The sequence below is a fragment of the Prevotella micans F0438 genome, assembly GCF_000243035.1.
GTDB lineage: Bacteria > Bacteroidota > Bacteroidia > Bacteroidales > Bacteroidaceae > Prevotella > Prevotella micans.
This window is the reverse complement of sequence record NZ_JH594523.1, coordinates 213167-230923: the sequence shown is the minus strand read 5'-3', so window position 1 is coordinate 230923 and position 17757 is coordinate 213167. Positions and strand designations below refer to the sequence as shown.

Here is a 17757-nt window from a genome sequence, read left to right as displayed (position 1 = left end):
GTGGACAAAATCCCCAAACATCAAAAAACAAACCCAACATGAACACATTCCTCGAACAAGTAGCACGAAACATCATCAGCAAATACGGTACAAACCTAGCCCGAATAGCAATAATATTTCCAAACAAACGCGCCGCCCTCTTCCTGAACGAAACCCTCGCCCAGATAGCCCAAAAACCCATCTGGAGCCCAGCCAGCATAACAATATCCAACCTATTCCAGCGATACTCAAAACTAACCCTCGCCGACCCAATCGAAACCATAGCACTACTGCATAAAATCTATAACCAAATAACAGAACGAAACGAAACCCTCGACGAATTCTACGGATGGGGACTCGTCATGCTAGCCGACTTCGACGACATCGACAAAAACCTCGCATCACCAAAACAAGTATTCAAAAACATAAGCGACCTCCGCGAACTCGATAACATCGACTATCTCACAACAGAACAAAAACAAGAACTAAGCAAATTCTTCGCAACCTTCACCGACAACCCCTCCATCATCCGCGAACGATTCCTAAACCAATGGAGCAAACTGCCCCAAATCTACAGCGCCTTCCAAAACGAAATGCGCACACGAGGCCTGGCCTACGAAGGAATGCTATACCGAGAAGCAATCCAAAACACCGAACTCTGCACCGAATACGAAAAATACCTCTTCGTAGGATTCAATGTACTGCAAAAAGTAGAACAACAACTCTTCGACAACCTACAAAAACAAGAAAAAGCCGAATTCTTCTGGGACTACGACGAATACTACCTCAACCCCAACAACGAATCAGGTACCTACATCCGCCGATGGCTCTCACGCTACCCAAACGCCCTAGCCTCCGACCCAAACCTCCCAACCAACTTCTACAAAACCCTAGCCCAACCCAAAAACATCCAATTCATATCCGCACCAACCGAAAACCTACAAGCACGCTACACCACACAATGGCTACGTGACGGAAAAAAACTCGCCCACGGACGTGAAACCGCAATCGTACTCTGCAACGAAACCCTCCTCCCAACCATAATACACTGCATTCCACCCGAAGTCGAAAACCTAAACATCACAACAGGCTATCCACTCAGCCAAACACCCATCATGTCGCTCATCACCCAGCTCATCGCCCTACAAACCGAAGGCTACTCAGAACGCCAAAAAGCCTTCCGAACAACCCGAGCTAACAGCGTTCTGCGCCACCCCTATGCACGACTCATAGGCCCAGAAATCGAAACCCTCAAAAACCAAATCAGCCAAAACCATCTTTACTACATCACACCACAACCAAACACCATCCTCCAACCACAGCCACACACACCCGACAAACCATCCCCCCTCCTAGCATATCTCGCACGAATAACCGCCACCATAGCCCGAAACGGAGCCGAAATGAAAGACCCACTATTCGACGAATCGCTCTTCCGAATGTACACCCTCCTAACACGAATCGAAAAACTCATAACCAACCAAACCCTACAGGCCGACCTGCCGATTCTTCGACGACTCATCAACCAGCTCGCCGCAAACACAACCATACCCTTCCACGGCGAACCCATCCAAGGCATACAAATAATGGGAATGCTCGAAACACGAAACATCGACTTCCGACACATCCTCATACTCTCATGCAACGAAGGAAACATGCCAAAAACAACCAGCGACACCTCATTCATACCACACGCAATCCGAAAAGCACACAACCTAACCACAATCGACCACAAAGTAGCCATCTACGGATACTATTTCCACCGAATGATTCAGCGCGCCGAAACCATAACCATACTATACAACAACTCAACCCAAGGAACACGAGAATCCGAAATGAGCCGATTCATGCAACAACTCCTTGTAGAACTCCCCACACCAATCCAGCGAAGCGCCCTAAAAGCAGGCCAAAAACCCATATCACTCACCGCCCCCACAATCGAAAAAGACACACGCGTCATTGAAAAGCTCGCCCAACTCAACCGAATATCCCCAACCGCCATCAGCAACTTCCTGCGCTGTCAGCTACGCTTCTACTACCGATACATAGCCCAAATAAAAGAACCCGACGCACCCGCCGACGATATCGACAACCGCATCTTCGGGAACATCTTCCACCAAGCCGCCCAGCTCATGTACGAAACCCTCCTCCCCCGACAAATCATAACCCCCGACAACATCCGACAACTACTGAGCAACCCCCAATCAATCGACAACATCATCGACCAGGCCTTCGCCACCCAACTCTTCCGCCAACCACCCGGACAAACCACCCGCCCAAAACTCAACGGACTCCAGCTCATCAACCGCGAGGTAATCAAAGCCTATCTCCTTCGCCTCCTCCGAACCGACCTCCGCGTAGCTCCCCTTCGCGTCATAGCCCACGAAGCTCCAGTCAGCACACCCATCACCCTAACACTCGAACCCGACAGCCAGACCAACAGCTCCCCAACCCGAACCATCGAACTCTACGGACGAATCGACCGCCTCGACGAAATAAACATCGGTACACCCGAACAAATCCTGCGTGTAGTCGACTATAAGACCGGCAACAACCCCGCACAGCCACTTAAAACTGTCGACGAAATCTTCGCCCCCGAAAACATCCACACTAAAAAGTCAGACTACACCCTCCAATCCATCCTCTACAGTCTCCTCCTCACCTCTCAAACCTCTGTAGACAACTCTCCTATCCCCCAAGCCACCCATCCGTCCCCTCCTCTGAATCCCGATATTCATTCACTCAATCCCGAATCTCGTCCCGTGGCCCCCGCCCTCCTATTTATCCAACGCGCCGGCTCGCCCGACTACGACCCCATCCTAAACTTCGCCGGTTCCCCCCTACTAAATTCTCTCGAACTCTCCGAGGAATTTAACGCCAACCTAACCGCCACTCTCCAGAACATCTTCAATCCCTCACTCCCCTTCGCCCCCACTCCTCGCCTTACCGACTGCAAGCACTGTCCGTACCGCACCCTTTGCGGCCGCTAACATCCCCCTTCGCCCCATCCAATTAACACAGAACGACGCTAATAACCAACTCACACTTAACCCTATTTCTACATTAAATTAACGCGAGTTCAGTGTAAACCGAACTCTGGCTCAACACTCGAGAGCCAATGCCAACTCGGTTATCCCCGACAGACCTGGAAAAGATTATTCCAATCGTCCGGACTAACAAATACGCAGCCAGTCTCTACACATACTCAATCGGTATCCGTATGCCCGCGCCTTTTAAACCTAATACACGTTAATCAACTCCCGTATCCCTCTTTGATTACTCATAGACTCTCCTTATATTTGTAACCGAGAAATCGAATTATCATCACGATGAAATAAAATTATCATCACGATGACACATTCGTTTCATCATGATAAAAAAATCGTTTCATCATGATGATAATTCAGTTTTCTTGGTATGCCTATGATACAACTCCCTATGTAAAGAAGACGAAAGTAGTATATAAATAAAGCAGAAACCGTAATCCCACCCCCGCACATCCGCACATAAAGCAAGCTCGGACGGGATTCACTTAAAAATCAAACACAATGGCAGTACCCTACAAATTACTCCGAACAACAGGCTCCCTGGCTAACAAAAGCACCCTAAAAGTGGTGCTCGATGAATACGGTACCGTTGGAATAGCCACCCTGGCCAAACTCATCGATAAGGCAACAACAATGACTAAGGCCGACCTTGTGGGAGCTCTCGAAGCACTTAAAACAGAGATGGTTAATCAACTCATGGATGGCAATCGCGTTCATCTGCCCGGACTTGGTTATTTCTCGCTCTCCGTAAAGGGCGAACTCTACGAAGACCCGCGCAGTCATAAGTTCAGGCTTCGCAACGCATACGTCAGAACGGTTAATTTCCGCCCAGACAAACAACTGCTCAAGGAGCTGAGCTACGCCAGGTTCGAGAATAGAACTTACAGTTCCGAAACTTGTACCATGCCCACAGATGAGGAAATTGCCGCCGCCCTTGCCCATCTTTTTGCTGAGTCGCCCCTTATTCTCGTGGGCGATTTGCAATCGGCCCTTCATATCTCTCGTCCGATGGCCTATCGCCTGTCCCGTCGCCTCGAATCCGATGGCAAGCTCCGTAATGTCGGCTCCCGCTATCGCAAGATGTTCGTAAAGGGCGAGAGGTGATTAGCAGCAAGCAATATAAGATATATAGCATTATGGATATTCATAGGGATAAGTATTGGCATATACAGATGTATAAACCTTATGGAGATAAGGAAAAAGCAAGAATAGATTCCAAGAAGATGTTAAAGAGGGAGGAGCCTATTATTGGAGTCGGTGAATGGGACAACTATCAATGCAAAAACTTTAAGTATAAGATTAAGAATGGTGATATAGTGCTTGTTCGAAAAGGGCATGAAGCTATTGCTTTATGCCAGATTATTAGTGATAGCTTTACTAATAAGGAGCTAACCGATGAGTTTCTTCATAAAAATTTCAGACGGGTCAAAATATTGGCGTGGGCAAAGGATTATAAGGAACCTCCTCCTCCTCGCCTCTTCAGTCAAGGAACTTTTTCCTCATGCAGTAATAGGACAAAACGATATAAATACATTAATAATTGGTTAAAACATATAGACAATATGGGATTTACAAACAAATGTGCACGCCTATTAGAGCGCAAGCGCAATATAATTATTCAAGGTGCGCCGGGAACCGGTAAAACTTATAATACGGCCAGTATAGCCCTGAAGGTTTTGGGCGTAACTGATATAGATTTAACAGACCACGAGACCGTGATAAAGCGATATAAAGAACTGACGGGTAAGCGCATCTTCTTTACTACGTTTCATCAGTCTTTAGATTATGAAGACTTTGTTGAGGGGTTAAAGCCGCGTGTGCGAACAAATGAGCAAGGGGAAAGCGTCGGCGTAACCTACGAGCCGAAAGACGGAATCTTTAAGCAGGCCTGCCAAGCTGTAACGGAGGACGAAAGTAAAGATATAACCGAATGTATTAACGATTACTTACACCATAAGATTAACGGATTCGAGAACAAGAGAGTGATTCCTACAATTACAGGAAAATCTTCGTTTTATGCTTGGTGGGAGGAGGGTAATACTACCATTAAATGCAGAAGTACACATTCAACAATCACACATGACGAAACACATAGTCCATCACCTCTTAATATAGAAAAAGTAAAACTTCAAGCTATAGGAGAAGGAATGGAAAACAATTGGCCTGCATACGCCAAGGCTTTCATTGAAGCTGTAAAAGAGGAATACAAAATACATGGCAACAACAAGGTTGTGCTCATCATTGACGAAATAAACCGAGGCAATGTTGCCAAGATCTTCGGCGAATTGATAACGCTGTTAGAAATTGATAAGAGGGAAGGAAGCGAGCATCCTATTCAGGTTACTTTGCCTTATTCCAAGGAGCTGTTCAGTGTGCCAAAAAATTTATATATCATCGGCACGATGAACACCACCGACCGCAGTACGGGCACGATTGACTATGCATTGCGCCGGCGTTTCGCTTTTGTTACATTAAAATCTGACAGGTCGGTTATAGAGAAACATTATACCGAGCCTACACTAAAGAATCAAGCGCTCGCATTATTCAATAACATTGAAGAATTCATCCGGAAAAAGCAGTGTGGAGACTTAGGTATAGATGATTTGATGGTTGGTCATAGTTACTTTATGTCCGCTTCAGAAGAGGAGCTAAAAGACAAGATGGACTATGAAGTATTGCCACTTATTGCAGAATATATCAACGATGGTATCTTAAACGTGAGCAGCAAAGAGAAAGAAACCGCGTTTAGGGCCTGGCGCAATTTGCAGCCTGCTACGATTGAAGAAGTCAACGAAGAAGAGGAGCAAGAGGGAGAATGAGTGTGATACTGCTTCAAGAACATGGACAATTGCCTGTCAGTAAGAAGGAGGACAAATATGACAGGTTGGAGCTTGTTGAATGGTGTAAGCGCACGGACAATTTGCCTGAAGCCTATTATGCTTCATACAAAATTGGAGCAGAATGGATCGATGAGCAAGAAAGTTTGATTGTAACGACAAAGCATAAGATGGAGCAGATCGACTTCGTGAGGATGTTTATGACCTGCTTTACTTCTGACTTATCCTTAGCGTCATTCTCTACTATCTACGAGATATACATTGACAAGCCGAGCATAAAGGCGCCTGCGCTTCAAAGTGTCGTAAGTCCGCTACTTGTGCTACACTTTCTTGGCGTTGTAAGCAGAATTAGGGAATTGAAGAAAGGATACGTCAGTCGAAGTGAGAACCTGAAGAAGGTTAGAGGACGCATTAGCATCTTGAAGAATGAGCGACAGAACATTGCTATTAGGCGCTACGATAGGGTTTTCTGCGAGTATGACGAATATTCGGCCGACATCCCGGAAAACAGACTGATAAAGAAAGCACTCTTATTCTCTCAGCGCTTGCTTCAAGGCTTAAACGAACGGTCCGCAGCTGTAGCAAAGTTGCGATTGAATAAAAGTCTTGCACTGTTTAGTGAGGTCAGCGACAAGGTTGAAATTAAACAAGTGAAGCGACTACGCGCTCACAAGTTGTTCACAAATTACAATGAGGCAATTCGACTGGCAAAACTAATCCTTCGACTCTTTGATTATAACATTAGCAAGGTAGGTAACGATGAGGGAAAAGTCGTTCCATTTTGGCTTGATATGTCGCTACTCTATGAGCATTATGTATATGGGCTGCTTCACGAAGCCTATCGCGAGAAGATTACTTATCAATTTAAAGGTAAGACGGGATTTCCTGATTTCTTGTATAAGTCTAAAGAATACAAGGCCATCTTAGATACAAAATATATTCCGAAGTATGAAAATAAGCCCTTAGATAAAGATGTCATTTGGCAGCTGAGCGGCTATAGTCGTGATTTGTATATTCTGAAGCACTTTGGTTATAAGAATATAACTAAAGAAACAACCCTATCACCCGTACCTTGTATCATTATATATCCTAAAGAAGGGGCGCTCGATAAGTTGGCATGTAATCCATTCTTGGACAAATCACTTGGCACATTATGCGGTAAGGCTATAGATGGCCTCTTGCTATTCTATAAAATATGCGTTCCGTTACCAGTGCTCTCTGATAATCTATAAGGCGCAAGCAAAAGCCATTATGGCTTTTGCTTGCGCTGTTTGCGCTCAAAGCATAGGCTTTCGGATGCGGTCTGGGGGAGACACTCTTACCAACCGATGGTCAACCCGACAGAGAGAGCCGGCTCGCCTTTGTAGTAGATTCTTGAGCCGCTTAACGTAAAGGTGGAAATGGGCGAATAATGCGCAGCAGCATAAATACCGAAGTTTTCGCTGAAATGATAGCGTGCGCCGCAACCAATGCCGATGGTTTTAAGACCTGCTAAAACGCCAGTATAAACGTCGAACCGAGAGGGCAGTCTGAAAACTTCCGACCAGTGGAAATTGCAGTGGAATGATGCGTCGTAGGCGTCAAGGAACTTCCCTTCTTCGTCGGGCTTATCGCCGGTGAAAAGAACGTTGGCTTGTATGCCCCACGAGAGATAATCGTTGAAACCTTCTTCATAGCCGAGCTCTACGCCCGATAGCTTGCCGATGTGCGAGTAGCCTACATATACTCTATGGTCGTCGGCGCCATCGAATGCTTGCGCCCGCATCTTCTGCGATACTAAGAGGGCAACTGCGATAATGAAAAGCAGCCGAATGGAAAATACTTTCTTCATGATGATGAGTTATTTAATTGTGTATTTCGTGATTGAGAATACTTTGCGCCGTTCGCCCGTCTCTTTGTTCTTAACTATTTGCGTGCCGTACACAATGAAGTTATCGTCGTACCAGTGAAGTGAGTTCGAATTTCTCACCTTCTTCACAGTTTCATCGGCATCGTCGGTTTCCAACCGTTCGGTTTTACGGTCCTTCAAGACGCTACCGTCGGTATTTCTGAAGAGTTTAGACACTAGCCATTTCCCGTCGGTGAAAATCAACTTCACATCCTTTCCCATCATCGTGCATGATATAAACCGCTTAACGTACATCGGTCGGTTGCCGGGTTCCATCTTGAAGCAATTGTCCCAGATGAGCTCCCCCTGCTCGTTGAACTTGGCCAGAACGGCGTGCGTATAGGCATATCCGTTAAAGACAGTGGTTACCATGTTGCCTACGCGAGTAGTGGTATAGGTGGGATAGAAAGCTTCGCCGAGATAGAAGTAGTCGGTGCCATCGGTCATGACGTGATGCGAGGCCATGAGATACTTCAGTGAATACTCTTTGCCTGCTTTAGACATTGAGATGGTAATAAGTCGTTCGGGAATATCCTTTGTTAGATTGTTCTCGCTCAACTGGTTGCCTTGCATATCGAAGCGCACGAGATATATATCCTTTACGGATGGTATTATATTAAAGTTCGAACTGAAAGTTATTTCAAAGGCAGACCCAGAAAATTAAACAGCATTTAATCACTTATACTTAACGTGCAACAGCTTATTCAGTGTTCTATAGGGAAATATCTACCTTTGCAAGCAAAGCAAACAAACAGGATTAATTTCTATTATGGCTCAGAAACGAAGAAAAACCAAATTCACTCATACTCTTTTTTTCAAGGTTCTTTGCGGGGCAGCAATGATTGTCGTCATGGGATTGATATACTATTTCGCAATAGCCGAAGATAAACCTGCACCAACACAGGAGGTGCTCGAAGAAGAACTGCAGCGTAAGGCCGATTTGGATACGCTCGACATAATCGGTAATTATTTATGGCCAAACATGCGCCCGTCGAAAGAAGATTTGCTCACCACCGAAGAGAAAACTAAAGACGAAACCGATTCAAGAACCGGCAATGAAGCAACCTACAGTAAGAAGAATCCTGAAAGTGAAGGAGCATCGAAAGCCGCTCCTGTGCCTGAGCCTGCAACCGTACCAACGCAGCCGCAGGACATTCAGGTGAAATCGGCCGCCCCATCCATAGAAAAGGTGACAACCCCACATATCGAACAAATTGAATAATAAAGGAGGTATCAATAATGAAAAGATTATTTGTTTGGCTATTATGCGCCGCCGCATTGGCGGGATGTGCCGAAAAGTATTACGACTCGATGGGTAATCCGATTTCCAAGGCTCAAATGGAGCAATTCCGTACGGCTGCCGTGCGAGGCCACTTGGAAGCGAGGAGATATAAAGTTTTCGTAGATAGAATGTATCCCTTGCGCGGTCCATCGGTGATGTTGCGTGAAGACTGGGGAATGGAAGTTAGTCGCGATTCTGTTGGGCTGTTTCTGCCATATTTCGGGCGAGTATATCAGGTGCCTTATGGTCGCGGACAGGGGTTGAATCTTGTTGCGCCGCTCACATCTTATCGCGAAGAACCAATAAAGAATGGAGTTAGAATTATGATGTCAACCCGTTCCGACCAGGAGAGCTACCAGCTCGTTATGGAAGTGTTCGATAACGCAATTATAAACCTCTCGGTTATACCCAGCGGAAAGGATGTAATACGCTTCACTGGCATGATGGAATTGCATGACGTGTTTAGTATGCAGAAAAATTGAACTTTATAAAACGTATATATGATTGAAATAACAGACAAAGTCTACTACGTAGGCGTTAACGACCGCAATAAAGCGCTCTTCGAAGGCCTGTGGCCGCTACCGAACGGTGTGAGCTATAATTCTTATCTTATCGACGACGACAAGGTATGCCTAATAGACGCAGTGGAAGTCGACTTCTTCGTGCAGTTCATTGAGAATGTCCACGAGGTTCTGGGCGATAGGAAAATAGACTATCTCGTGATTAACCACATGGAGCCCGACCATTCGGGCGGTTTGGCTCTGCTTCGGAAATATTATCCTGATATTCAGGTCATCGGAAACAAGAAAACCTTCGATATGATGTCAGGATTCTACGGCATACGCGAAAATACTCTCGAAATAAAGAACGGCGATACGCTCGACCTCGGGCACCACACACTGCGCTTTTTCCTCACGCCGATGGTACACTGGCCCGAAACAATGATGACTCTTTGCGAAGGGCAGAAGTCGATACTCTTTTCGGGCGATGGATTCGGTAGCTTCGGCGCTCTCAACGGTGGACTTATCGACAGTGAAATAAACACCGATTGGTGCTGGGACGAAATGATGCGCTACTACTCGAACATTGTTGGCAAATACGGTATTCCGGTGCAAAACGCGCTCAAGAAACTTGCCGGAATTCACATTGACTACATCTGTTCTACCCACGGACCGGTGTGGCACCAACATGTTGAGAAAGTCGTTGAGATGTACGACCGCATGTCGAAATATGAGACTTCGTCCGGCCTCGTTATCTGCTACGGAACCATGTATGGCAATACCGAACGTATGGCCGAACATATTGCTCGCGCTGCGTCGCTTGCTGGAGTGAAAGACATCGTGATATACAATGTTTCCAAAACTCACCACAGCTACATTATTCGCGATGTGTTCAAGTTCCGTGGACTCATTGTCGGCGCTCCAACATATAATACCGGGCTTTATCATGAGATGGACGTGCTCCTATCCGAGATAGCTAACCACGATGTGAAGAATCATCTAATCGGATGGTTCGGCTCCTATGCCTGGGCTAGTAAGGCCGTCAATGCAATCGGCGAATGGAACGAAAAGCGGCTACACTTCGAACAGGTGGGCGAACCTGTTGAGATGAAACAGGCTCTAACACCCGAGGTTAAAGCGGAATGTGAACGCCTTGGTCGTGAAATGGCGCTCAAACTGCTCCAGGCCTAAGAAGGCTTATGATTATACAAATGAACACTGCCAGCGTGCAGTCGCAGGTGATTAGTTTTCTGCGATTCCCTTTGGTAGTGTTCGTTCTTTTTATCCATTCGGATTTCCGAGGAATTAGTTCCGCGTGGAATCCGGCCTTGCTCGACACTCCATTCCTTCATTTGGCCAGTATATCGTTGTCGTTAGGAAATATAATAGACTTCCTGTCGGGTTCGCTTGCTCCACTTGCGAATCCGTTTTTCTTTTTCATCAGCGGACTCTTGTTCTTCAAAGGTTCGGACTTTTCGAAGAAAGATTATTTTGATAAGTTGCGTAGCCGTACTCGCTCGCTCCTCGTGCCCTACGTTATGTGGAACGCAATATTCCTTGTGGCCCTTTTCGTAGCCGAACAACTGCAGTCGGGATGGACTTCCGCCATCGGCAAACCTATCGCTCAATTCGGGATAACTGATTTCCTGCTTTCTTTCTGGGACATTAGTCTTATCTGCAACCAAGGTGGAATAGCTGCACCTTTGGATATAACAATGTGGTTCGTGCGCGACCTGATAATTCTAGTCATTCTTTCGCCCGTAATTTTCTGGAGTCTGCGGTGGTTATCGTCATTCAAAAAGCCGATAGCTATCATTGTTCTTTGTGCCTTGCTTTTAGCGGCCGACCATATTCCCTCCGTCCCCGGACTCAATCCGCAGGCTTTCGCTTTCTTTGGCTTCGGAGCTTATTTCGGAATCAACAAAACCGACTTCACCGCCCTGTTCCGTCCCTTCTTACTGGGTGGATTGTTGTTTGCGATATTCTTCAAACAGTTCGGTATGTACAATCTTATGTATGCCGCGCTCATCGTGCTATCGATATCTCTCGTAACACGCACGATTCAAAGTGGACGTTACAAGCAGCTACCTTCCATCCTCACCGATGCCTGTTTTTTTGTGTTTGCTTATCATACATTGGCTCTTGGGATTATTATTTCGCTTTTCAAGTCGGGTATTCTCAATCCGTCCGGCAACGTTCAAATGGCGATTTGCTATTTTTTCACTCCCGCAGTTCTCTTTCTTGTGGGCGCACTGTTCCACTGTATTCTGAACCGTTTTTTCTCATCGCTCCTCTCGTTGCTTACAGGCGGACGAAGTAGTAGTTGAAAAAACAATTCTTACTAAATCGAACAAATATAAAACGGCGAGCCCTGCGCGCTCCGAGATGGATGCGTGCAGGGCTTTTGATTGATTTATAAACGAGTTTCTTTTATACTTGGTCTTCGCCGGGGTCTTCTTCGCGACCGGGTTTGGGAGTTTTACCGTCGTCGGGTTTCTTCGGGTCGGATGGTTTCTTGGGGTCATTGGGTTTTTTGGGGTCGGATGGCTTTTTGTCATCACCGGGTTTCTTTTTATCGTCGCCGGGTTTTTCGTTGTCTTTCTTCTTTTTATGAATAACGGCATCCTCCTTGTAATGCTTTATTTCGGCATTCATAAGGTCGATGAATTGCGCGTAGGGCGCATCGCCTTCTACAACTGCAAGAGCATTGATTTTTAGAACAAGTGCGCGATAGGCCTCATCGCTTTGGTTGCGAGCGCGTTTAAGGTCGCCAACAATTACGGCAATACTGCCTTTAAGACGGTCTTCGGTTACGCCAATGAGTTTGTTGTTAACCGTTTTTAGTTCGACCACGGTTGTAGTTAATCCCAGTTTGGCTATTTCGGCTTGGCATTTGTTTTCAAAATCGCCAATCAAATTGAGCAACATACCCGTTTCGCGGTCGAGCTGCATGCTGGTTTTAATGTTATGAGCTTTCATGATTCGTTTCACCTCTTTAGCCGCATTCACGGTTTCCTCGTTGGGGAAGAGCATAAAAGCGTTTAAGGCTTTTTCGATGCCGCGATAGATTTTGTCGCGTTGGCGGTCGGCGTTCTTGATTTCGTCAGAAAGAGGGCTTTTCTGCGATGTGGCCAGAATTCTGTCTTCTTCTTTCAAGGCCATTTCGAGGGCGTGCAATTCGTTAACAACTTTGTCTTTCACCCCCGCGTTGGCCGTAGCACGTTTATGCGCGTTGGTTAAGAACAGAAAATGAGCTCCGTTGGCTAGTCTTTCAAGACTGATTTTTTGAATCTGCTTCATATCTGAAATGATTTTTAAAAATTAATATCTGCCTACTGCTGTCGGCGTTTAGGTATATTCATTATTTTAATGGAAATACAGTGTGGAGAGATAGTTTCTTTGTTGTTTCTCCGTGGTGGACTGTGTTTCTTGTTGCAAATTTATCGGAAAGTTCTCGAAAGTACAGTTCTTCTGGCTGATTTCATTTTGAAAATCGCTAGAAACAGTGTTTCCAGTCTGATTCGGTTTTGAAAGTCGTTAGAAACAGTGTTTCCAGCCTGATTCAGTTTTGAAAATCGCTAGAAACGCTGTTTCTAGTCTGATTCAGTTTTGAAAATTGCTAGAAACAGTGTTTCCAGTCTGATTCAGTTTTGAAAATTGCTAGAAACAGTGTTTCCAGTCTGATTCGGTTTTGAAAATTGCTAGAAACAGTGTTTCCAGTCTGATTCGGTTTTGAAAGTCGCTAGAAACAGTGTTTCTAGGTTGATTCGGTTTTGAAAGTCGTTAGAAACAGTGTTTCTAGCAATCCTCGTGTCAGAAACTGATTATTTTTCAAATGTTCTATTGACATTCTATTTAGTACCGTACAAAGGGACGAATGTTCGCATCATTATATTTTGCACTTGTACTCCATGTGCCCCGGATATACTAGGTTGAATATCACCGGACGGAAAGTTTAAGAGTTACTTAATCAGATTATTCGGGCAAACATTATTGTAAAAAGAACGTTCTAATGGAGGCTTTGGCGATAGCGTTCCTTTGCTTCTTGTTCGGCTTGTTGTAGAGTTTTCTTGCCTATGAGTTGACTTCGCAGGAGACGATAGCCTAGCCAAATGAGAATCATTCCTGCGAGAGCTAGCAGATATTGAAGAACAATGCTTTCGGAAATGGAGGGCATGAACTGTTCACAGATAATGAAGCCGCCGATGAAGATGATATAATCGGCCCACGTCCATGCCGTGTAGCTTTTCAATATTCGTTGATAGTCGCTATCGTTTGCAAGGATTTTGTCCCGGTTGGTTTCCCAGATTTTTTCAAATTCGTTGTTGTCCATAATTCTATGTTTTGTTAAACAGCCATAAGGTCGGCCATTATAGAGTCGCTTATGTAGATGCCTTCGCGGGTTAGCGTTAGGCTATTATTACCGAGTGCGAGCCGGCGGCTATGTATATGCGGTTCGGCGCACGTTAGCAGATAATCCCGGTTGGCCGGCGAGAGTTTTGTTAGGTCGATACCTTCACTGGTTCGGAGAGCAGTTGTTATGAGGTCGTTATATTGTAGCTTGGCATCGAGTTCTTCACGCCCTTCGATAGGCAGGCGGTTGTTTTCGAGTGCGGAGATGTATTGATTGATGTCGGCTACATTCCACTGTCTCGAATTCGTGTCGAAAGAATGGGCTGCTGTGCCGATACCTATGTAGGGCACTCCGCTCCAATATGAACTGTTATGACGTGAGCGACGGTGGGGTTGTGCGAAATTGCTTATTTCGTAGTGTTCGTAGCCGGCTGCGGTGAGGTTGTCGATTAGCAGATTATACATTCTGCGATAGAGCTCATCGTCAATTTCGCTCGTCTCACCTCTTTCGAGCATACGATAAAGCGGCGTATCTTCTTCGAACATCAAGCTGTAGGCCGATATATGTTCCACTTCGAGCGAAAGTGCAGTGTCGACATCGTCTCTCCATTCTTCTAGCGTTTCAGAAGGGAATCCAAACATAAGGTCGAGCGATATATTGTCGATTCCTGCAACTGTGCGCAGTAGATTGATTGCTCGTCGAACGTCGGCAGATGTATGTCGTCGGCGAAGGAATTGCAATCGCTGGTCTGAAAAGGTTTGTGCGCCCATGGAGATTCGGTTCACGGGCAAAGCCTTGAGACTGTTAGCGAACCCGATGGTTATATCGTCAGGGTTGCATTCCATTGTTATTTCCATGTCGTCAAATCGGCAACCGTACACCTCATATATATTATAGAAGATTCGCTCCAGTTGCGAGGGCAACAGTTGCGATGGAGTTCCTCCGCCAAGATATATCGTGCTAAGCGACTCGTTAGCCAGATAGTTTCGGCGTAGGTTTAGTTCAGTGCAAAGTGCAGAAATATATCGCTCCTGGATATTTATTCCAATGTGGCCTTTTGGATGAACCGTGGAATAGAATCCGCAATAGATACAGCGACTTGCACAGAAAGGAATGTGGAGATATAATCCAGACATGAAAACAATAAAGAATGGGAAAAGATAGGACGCAAAATTACTAATTTGTTCTAAAAAATAACTTCGAGCTTTTGATAGTGAGCAACTCTCTCGACTGAAATATCTATCTTAGGCCTCCGTAAGAAATCAGGCCTTTGAGGCCTGTTTTTTTGCAACCAAAAGCATCCATATTTAATATTCACTTAAATCTATCTTGGATATGAAGGTTTATCAAACAAACGAAATCAAGAACATTGCACTGCTTGGCAGTGCGGGTAGCGGCAAGACCACTCTTGCCGAAAGTATGTTGTTCGGAGCCGGCATCATTAAACGCCGCGGAACAGTTGAAGCAAAGAACACAGTAAGTGATTACTTTCCGGTGGAGCAGGAATATGGTTACTCCGTGTTCCCAACTGTTTTCCACGTCGAATGGAACAACAAGAAACTCAACATCATCGACTGTCCGGGAAGCGATGACTTTGTAGGTGGTGCAATCACTGCGCTCAATGTCACCGACCAGGCTGTTATCCTAATTAATGGCCAGTATGGGCCTGAAGTGGGTACGCAAAACTGTTTCCGTTACACCGAGAAACTCGACAAGCCAGTTATATTCCTGGTTAATCAGCTGGACTCCGACAAATGCGACTTCGATAACGTGATGAATAATATGCGCGACATCTACGGTTCGAAGTGCATCGAAATTCAGTACCCCATCAGTACAGGTCCTGGATTCAACAGCATTATAGATGTTCTTCTGATGAAGAAATACAGCTGGAAAGAAGAAGGCGGAACTCCGATAATCGAGGATATTCCGGCCGAGGAAATGGACAAAGCTCAGGAACTTCACAGAGCCCTTGTTGAAGCAGCTGCTGAAAACGACGAAGGATTGATGGAGAAATTCTTCGAAGCCGAGTCACTAACTGAGGACGAACTCCGAGAAGGCATCCGTAAAGGACTTATCACGCGTTCAATCTTCCCAGTGTTCTGCGTTTGTGCCGGAAAAGACATGGGTGTGCGTCGACTCATGGAATTTTTAGGTAATGTGGTGCCATTCGTAAGCGAAATGCCAAAGCTTCATAACACACGAGGCGAGGAAGTAACACCAGACAGTAACGGACCGCAATCAATCTATTTTTTCAAAACCGGACTCGAACCACACATCGGCGAAGTGAGTTACTTCAAGGTGATGAGCGGAAGTATTAAGCCTGGCGACGACCTGACCAATGCCGACCGCGGATCGAAAGAACGAATTGGACAAATTTATGCTTGCGCTGGAGCCAACCGTATTCCCGTTGACCAACTCAACGCTGGCGACCTGGGATGCACCGTGAAGCTCAAAGATGTGAAAACCGGTAATACACTAAATGGAAAAGGAACCGAAGAACGATTCGATTTCATTAAATATCCTAACTCGAAATATTCTCGCGCCATTGAGGCTGCAAACTCTCAGGACACCGAAAAACTTATGGCTGCCCTGCTACGTATGCGACAGGAAGACCCGACATGGGTTATCGAACAAAGCAAGGAGCTACGTCAAGTTATTGTTCACGGACAAGGTGAATTCCATCTCCGAACTCTCAAATGGCGCCTAGAAAACAATGAGAAGCTACAAGTAGTGTTCAAAGAACCCAAGATACCCTATCGCGAAACTATAACCAAACAGGCCAAAGCCGAATATCGCCATAAGAAGCAGAGCGGAGGAGCCGGACAGTTTGGCGAGGTTCATCTAATTGTTGAGCCTTATGCCGAAGGGATGCCCGACCCGACATCCTACAAGCTGGGCGGACAGGAATTTAAAATGAATATCAAGAGCCGTGAGGAAAAAGACCTTCCATGGGGAGGTAAGCTCGTGTTCCTCAACTCGGTTGTAGGCGGTGCCATCGACGCTCGTTTCATGCCTGCAATACTCAAAGGAGTTATGGACTGTATGGAACGCGGCCCGCTCACCGGCAGCTATGCCCGTGATGTAAGAGTGATTGTTTACGATGGAAAGATGCATCCTGTAGATTCCAACGAACTATCCTTCACCCTCGCTGCTCGTCACGCATTCTCGGATGCTTTCAAACAGGCTGGCCCAAAGATTCTCGAGCCCATTTACGACCTTGAGGTATTCGTTCCGGGCGATTATATGGGCGACGTGATGAGTGATTTACAAGGACGTCGTGCCATGATTATGGGAATGGATAGTGAAGCAGGATATCAGAAACTCCAGGCCAAGATTCCACTCAAGGAGTTGGCTAACTACAGTATTTCACTTAGCTCGCTCACTGGAGGCCGAGCCAGTTTTACAACCAAATTTGCCAGTTACGAACTCGTTCCGAACGAACTGCAACAGGAGCTCATTGCAAAACATGAGGCTGAGGCAAACGATGACGACGAATAAGCATACACCCATTTGTTATTAAGTAATAAAGTTTGTTTTGCCGGCAACTAGCTTCATGCCAGTTGTCGGCTTTTTTAGTGTATCTCTTATAACCTTAATCTTACTTTAATTAAGCGGCAGGGGATAGAATGCTTATACGGTTCTTTTTGCAATATATTTGCTCAAACAAATTGATTAATATACCTTTGCCACCGTGAAACAGTTAGCAACATATTCCATCGCCCCCGCGACGCAGAGAAATTTCGATTTCTCTGTGATTTTTTCGTCCAATAATTTGGTGGGTTCGGAAAAAGTGCTAACACACACACACACACACACACACACACACACACACACACACACACACACACACACACACACACACACACACAC

Annotated in this window: 14 protein-coding genes; 9 read left to right on the top strand and 5 right to left on the bottom strand. The window is 45.7% G+C overall.

Annotation, left to right across the window (positions count from 1 at the left end):
* The first annotated feature begins 38 nt into the window (after positions 1-38).
* The 4 genes from HMPREF9140_RS08800 (at position 39) to HMPREF9140_RS08785 (ending at position 7095) form a co-directional block, all read left to right on the top strand.
* Positions 39-2969 (top strand): PD-(D/E)XK nuclease family protein, encoded by a 2931-nt coding sequence (locus tag HMPREF9140_RS08800; protein WP_006953386.1) that lies wholly within the window; start codon positions 39-41, stop codon positions 2967-2969.
* A 558-nt stretch (positions 2970-3527) separates the two neighbouring features.
* Entirely contained in the window at positions 3528-4130 is a 603-nt protein-coding gene (locus tag HMPREF9140_RS08795; RefSeq protein WP_006953385.1) for an HU family DNA-binding protein, read from the top strand.
* Positions 4131-4162: 32 nt separating this feature from the next.
* A complete protein-coding gene (locus tag HMPREF9140_RS08790; RefSeq protein WP_006953384.1) occupies positions 4163-5845 on the top strand; it encodes an McrB family protein in 1683 nt (560 codons plus the stop codon).
* Complete coding sequence (locus HMPREF9140_RS08785) at positions 5842-7095, top strand: 5-methylcytosine restriction system specificity protein McrC (protein WP_006953383.1); 1254 nt, start codon at positions 5842-5844, stop codon at positions 7093-7095. Before HMPREF9140_RS08790 ends, HMPREF9140_RS08785 begins: the two co-directional genes overlap by 4 nt.
* An 86-nt stretch (positions 7096-7181) precedes the next feature.
* Here the strand turns inward: HMPREF9140_RS08785 and HMPREF9140_RS08780 are convergent, their stop codons facing one another.
* A complete protein-coding gene (locus HMPREF9140_RS08780; RefSeq protein ID WP_006953382.1) occupies positions 7182-7694 on the bottom strand; it encodes a DUF6646 family protein in 513 nt (170 codons plus the stop codon).
* 9 nt (positions 7695-7703) lie between these two features.
* A complete protein-coding gene (locus HMPREF9140_RS08775) occupies positions 7704-8336 on the bottom strand; it encodes a hypothetical protein (RefSeq protein WP_306302092.1) in 633 nt (210 codons plus the stop codon).
* A 184-nt stretch (positions 8337-8520) separates the two neighbouring features.
* On the opposite strand from HMPREF9140_RS08775, the gene HMPREF9140_RS08770 reads away from it, so the two are divergent.
* From HMPREF9140_RS08770 to HMPREF9140_RS08755, 4 genes are read left to right on the top strand one after another with little or no spacing between them, the layout of a single operon-like run.
* Positions 8521-8973, top strand: a complete 453-nt coding sequence (locus HMPREF9140_RS08770; protein WP_006953380.1) for a hypothetical protein — start codon at positions 8521-8523, stop codon at positions 8971-8973.
* A 17-nt stretch (positions 8974-8990) separates the two neighbouring features.
* The gene (locus tag HMPREF9140_RS08765) at positions 8991-9515 is read left to right on the top strand and encodes a DUF4251 domain-containing protein (RefSeq protein WP_006953379.1); all 525 of its coding nucleotides are present in this window, start codon (positions 8991-8993) and stop codon (positions 9513-9515) included.
* A gap of 18 nt (positions 9516-9533) precedes the next feature.
* The gene (locus HMPREF9140_RS08760; protein WP_006953378.1) at positions 9534-10724 is read left to right on the top strand and encodes an FprA family A-type flavoprotein; all 1191 of its coding nucleotides are present in this window, start codon (positions 9534-9536) and stop codon (positions 10722-10724) included.
* 8 nt (positions 10725-10732) lie between these two features.
* A complete protein-coding gene (locus HMPREF9140_RS08755) occupies positions 10733-11860 on the top strand; it encodes an acyltransferase family protein (RefSeq protein WP_006953377.1) in 1128 nt (375 codons plus the stop codon).
* Between the two features lie 103 nt (positions 11861-11963).
* Here the strand turns inward: HMPREF9140_RS08755 and HMPREF9140_RS08750 are convergent, their stop codons facing one another.
* The 3 genes from HMPREF9140_RS08750 to hemW all read right to left on the bottom strand — a co-directional run bounded on the left by HMPREF9140_RS08750 (position 11964) and on the right by hemW (position 15023).
* Complete coding sequence (locus HMPREF9140_RS08750) at positions 11964-12833, bottom strand: DUF6261 family protein (RefSeq protein WP_006953376.1); 870 nt, start codon at positions 12831-12833, stop codon at positions 11964-11966.
* 709 nt (positions 12834-13542) lie between these two features.
* A complete protein-coding gene (locus tag HMPREF9140_RS08745; RefSeq protein WP_006953375.1) occupies positions 13543-13866 on the bottom strand; it encodes a hypothetical protein in 324 nt (107 codons plus the stop codon).
* 14 nt (positions 13867-13880) lie between these two features.
* Positions 13881-15023, bottom strand: a complete 1143-nt coding sequence (gene hemW, locus HMPREF9140_RS08740) for a radical SAM family heme chaperone HemW (RefSeq protein WP_006953374.1) — start codon at positions 15021-15023, stop codon at positions 13881-13883.
* 199 nt (positions 15024-15222) lie between these two features.
* Between hemW and HMPREF9140_RS08735 the strand changes: the two genes are divergently transcribed.
* The gene (locus HMPREF9140_RS08735; protein ID WP_006953373.1) at positions 15223-17385 is read left to right on the top strand and encodes an elongation factor G; all 2163 of its coding nucleotides are present in this window, start codon (positions 15223-15225) and stop codon (positions 17383-17385) included.
* The last annotated feature ends 372 nt before the right edge of the window (positions 17386-17757 follow it).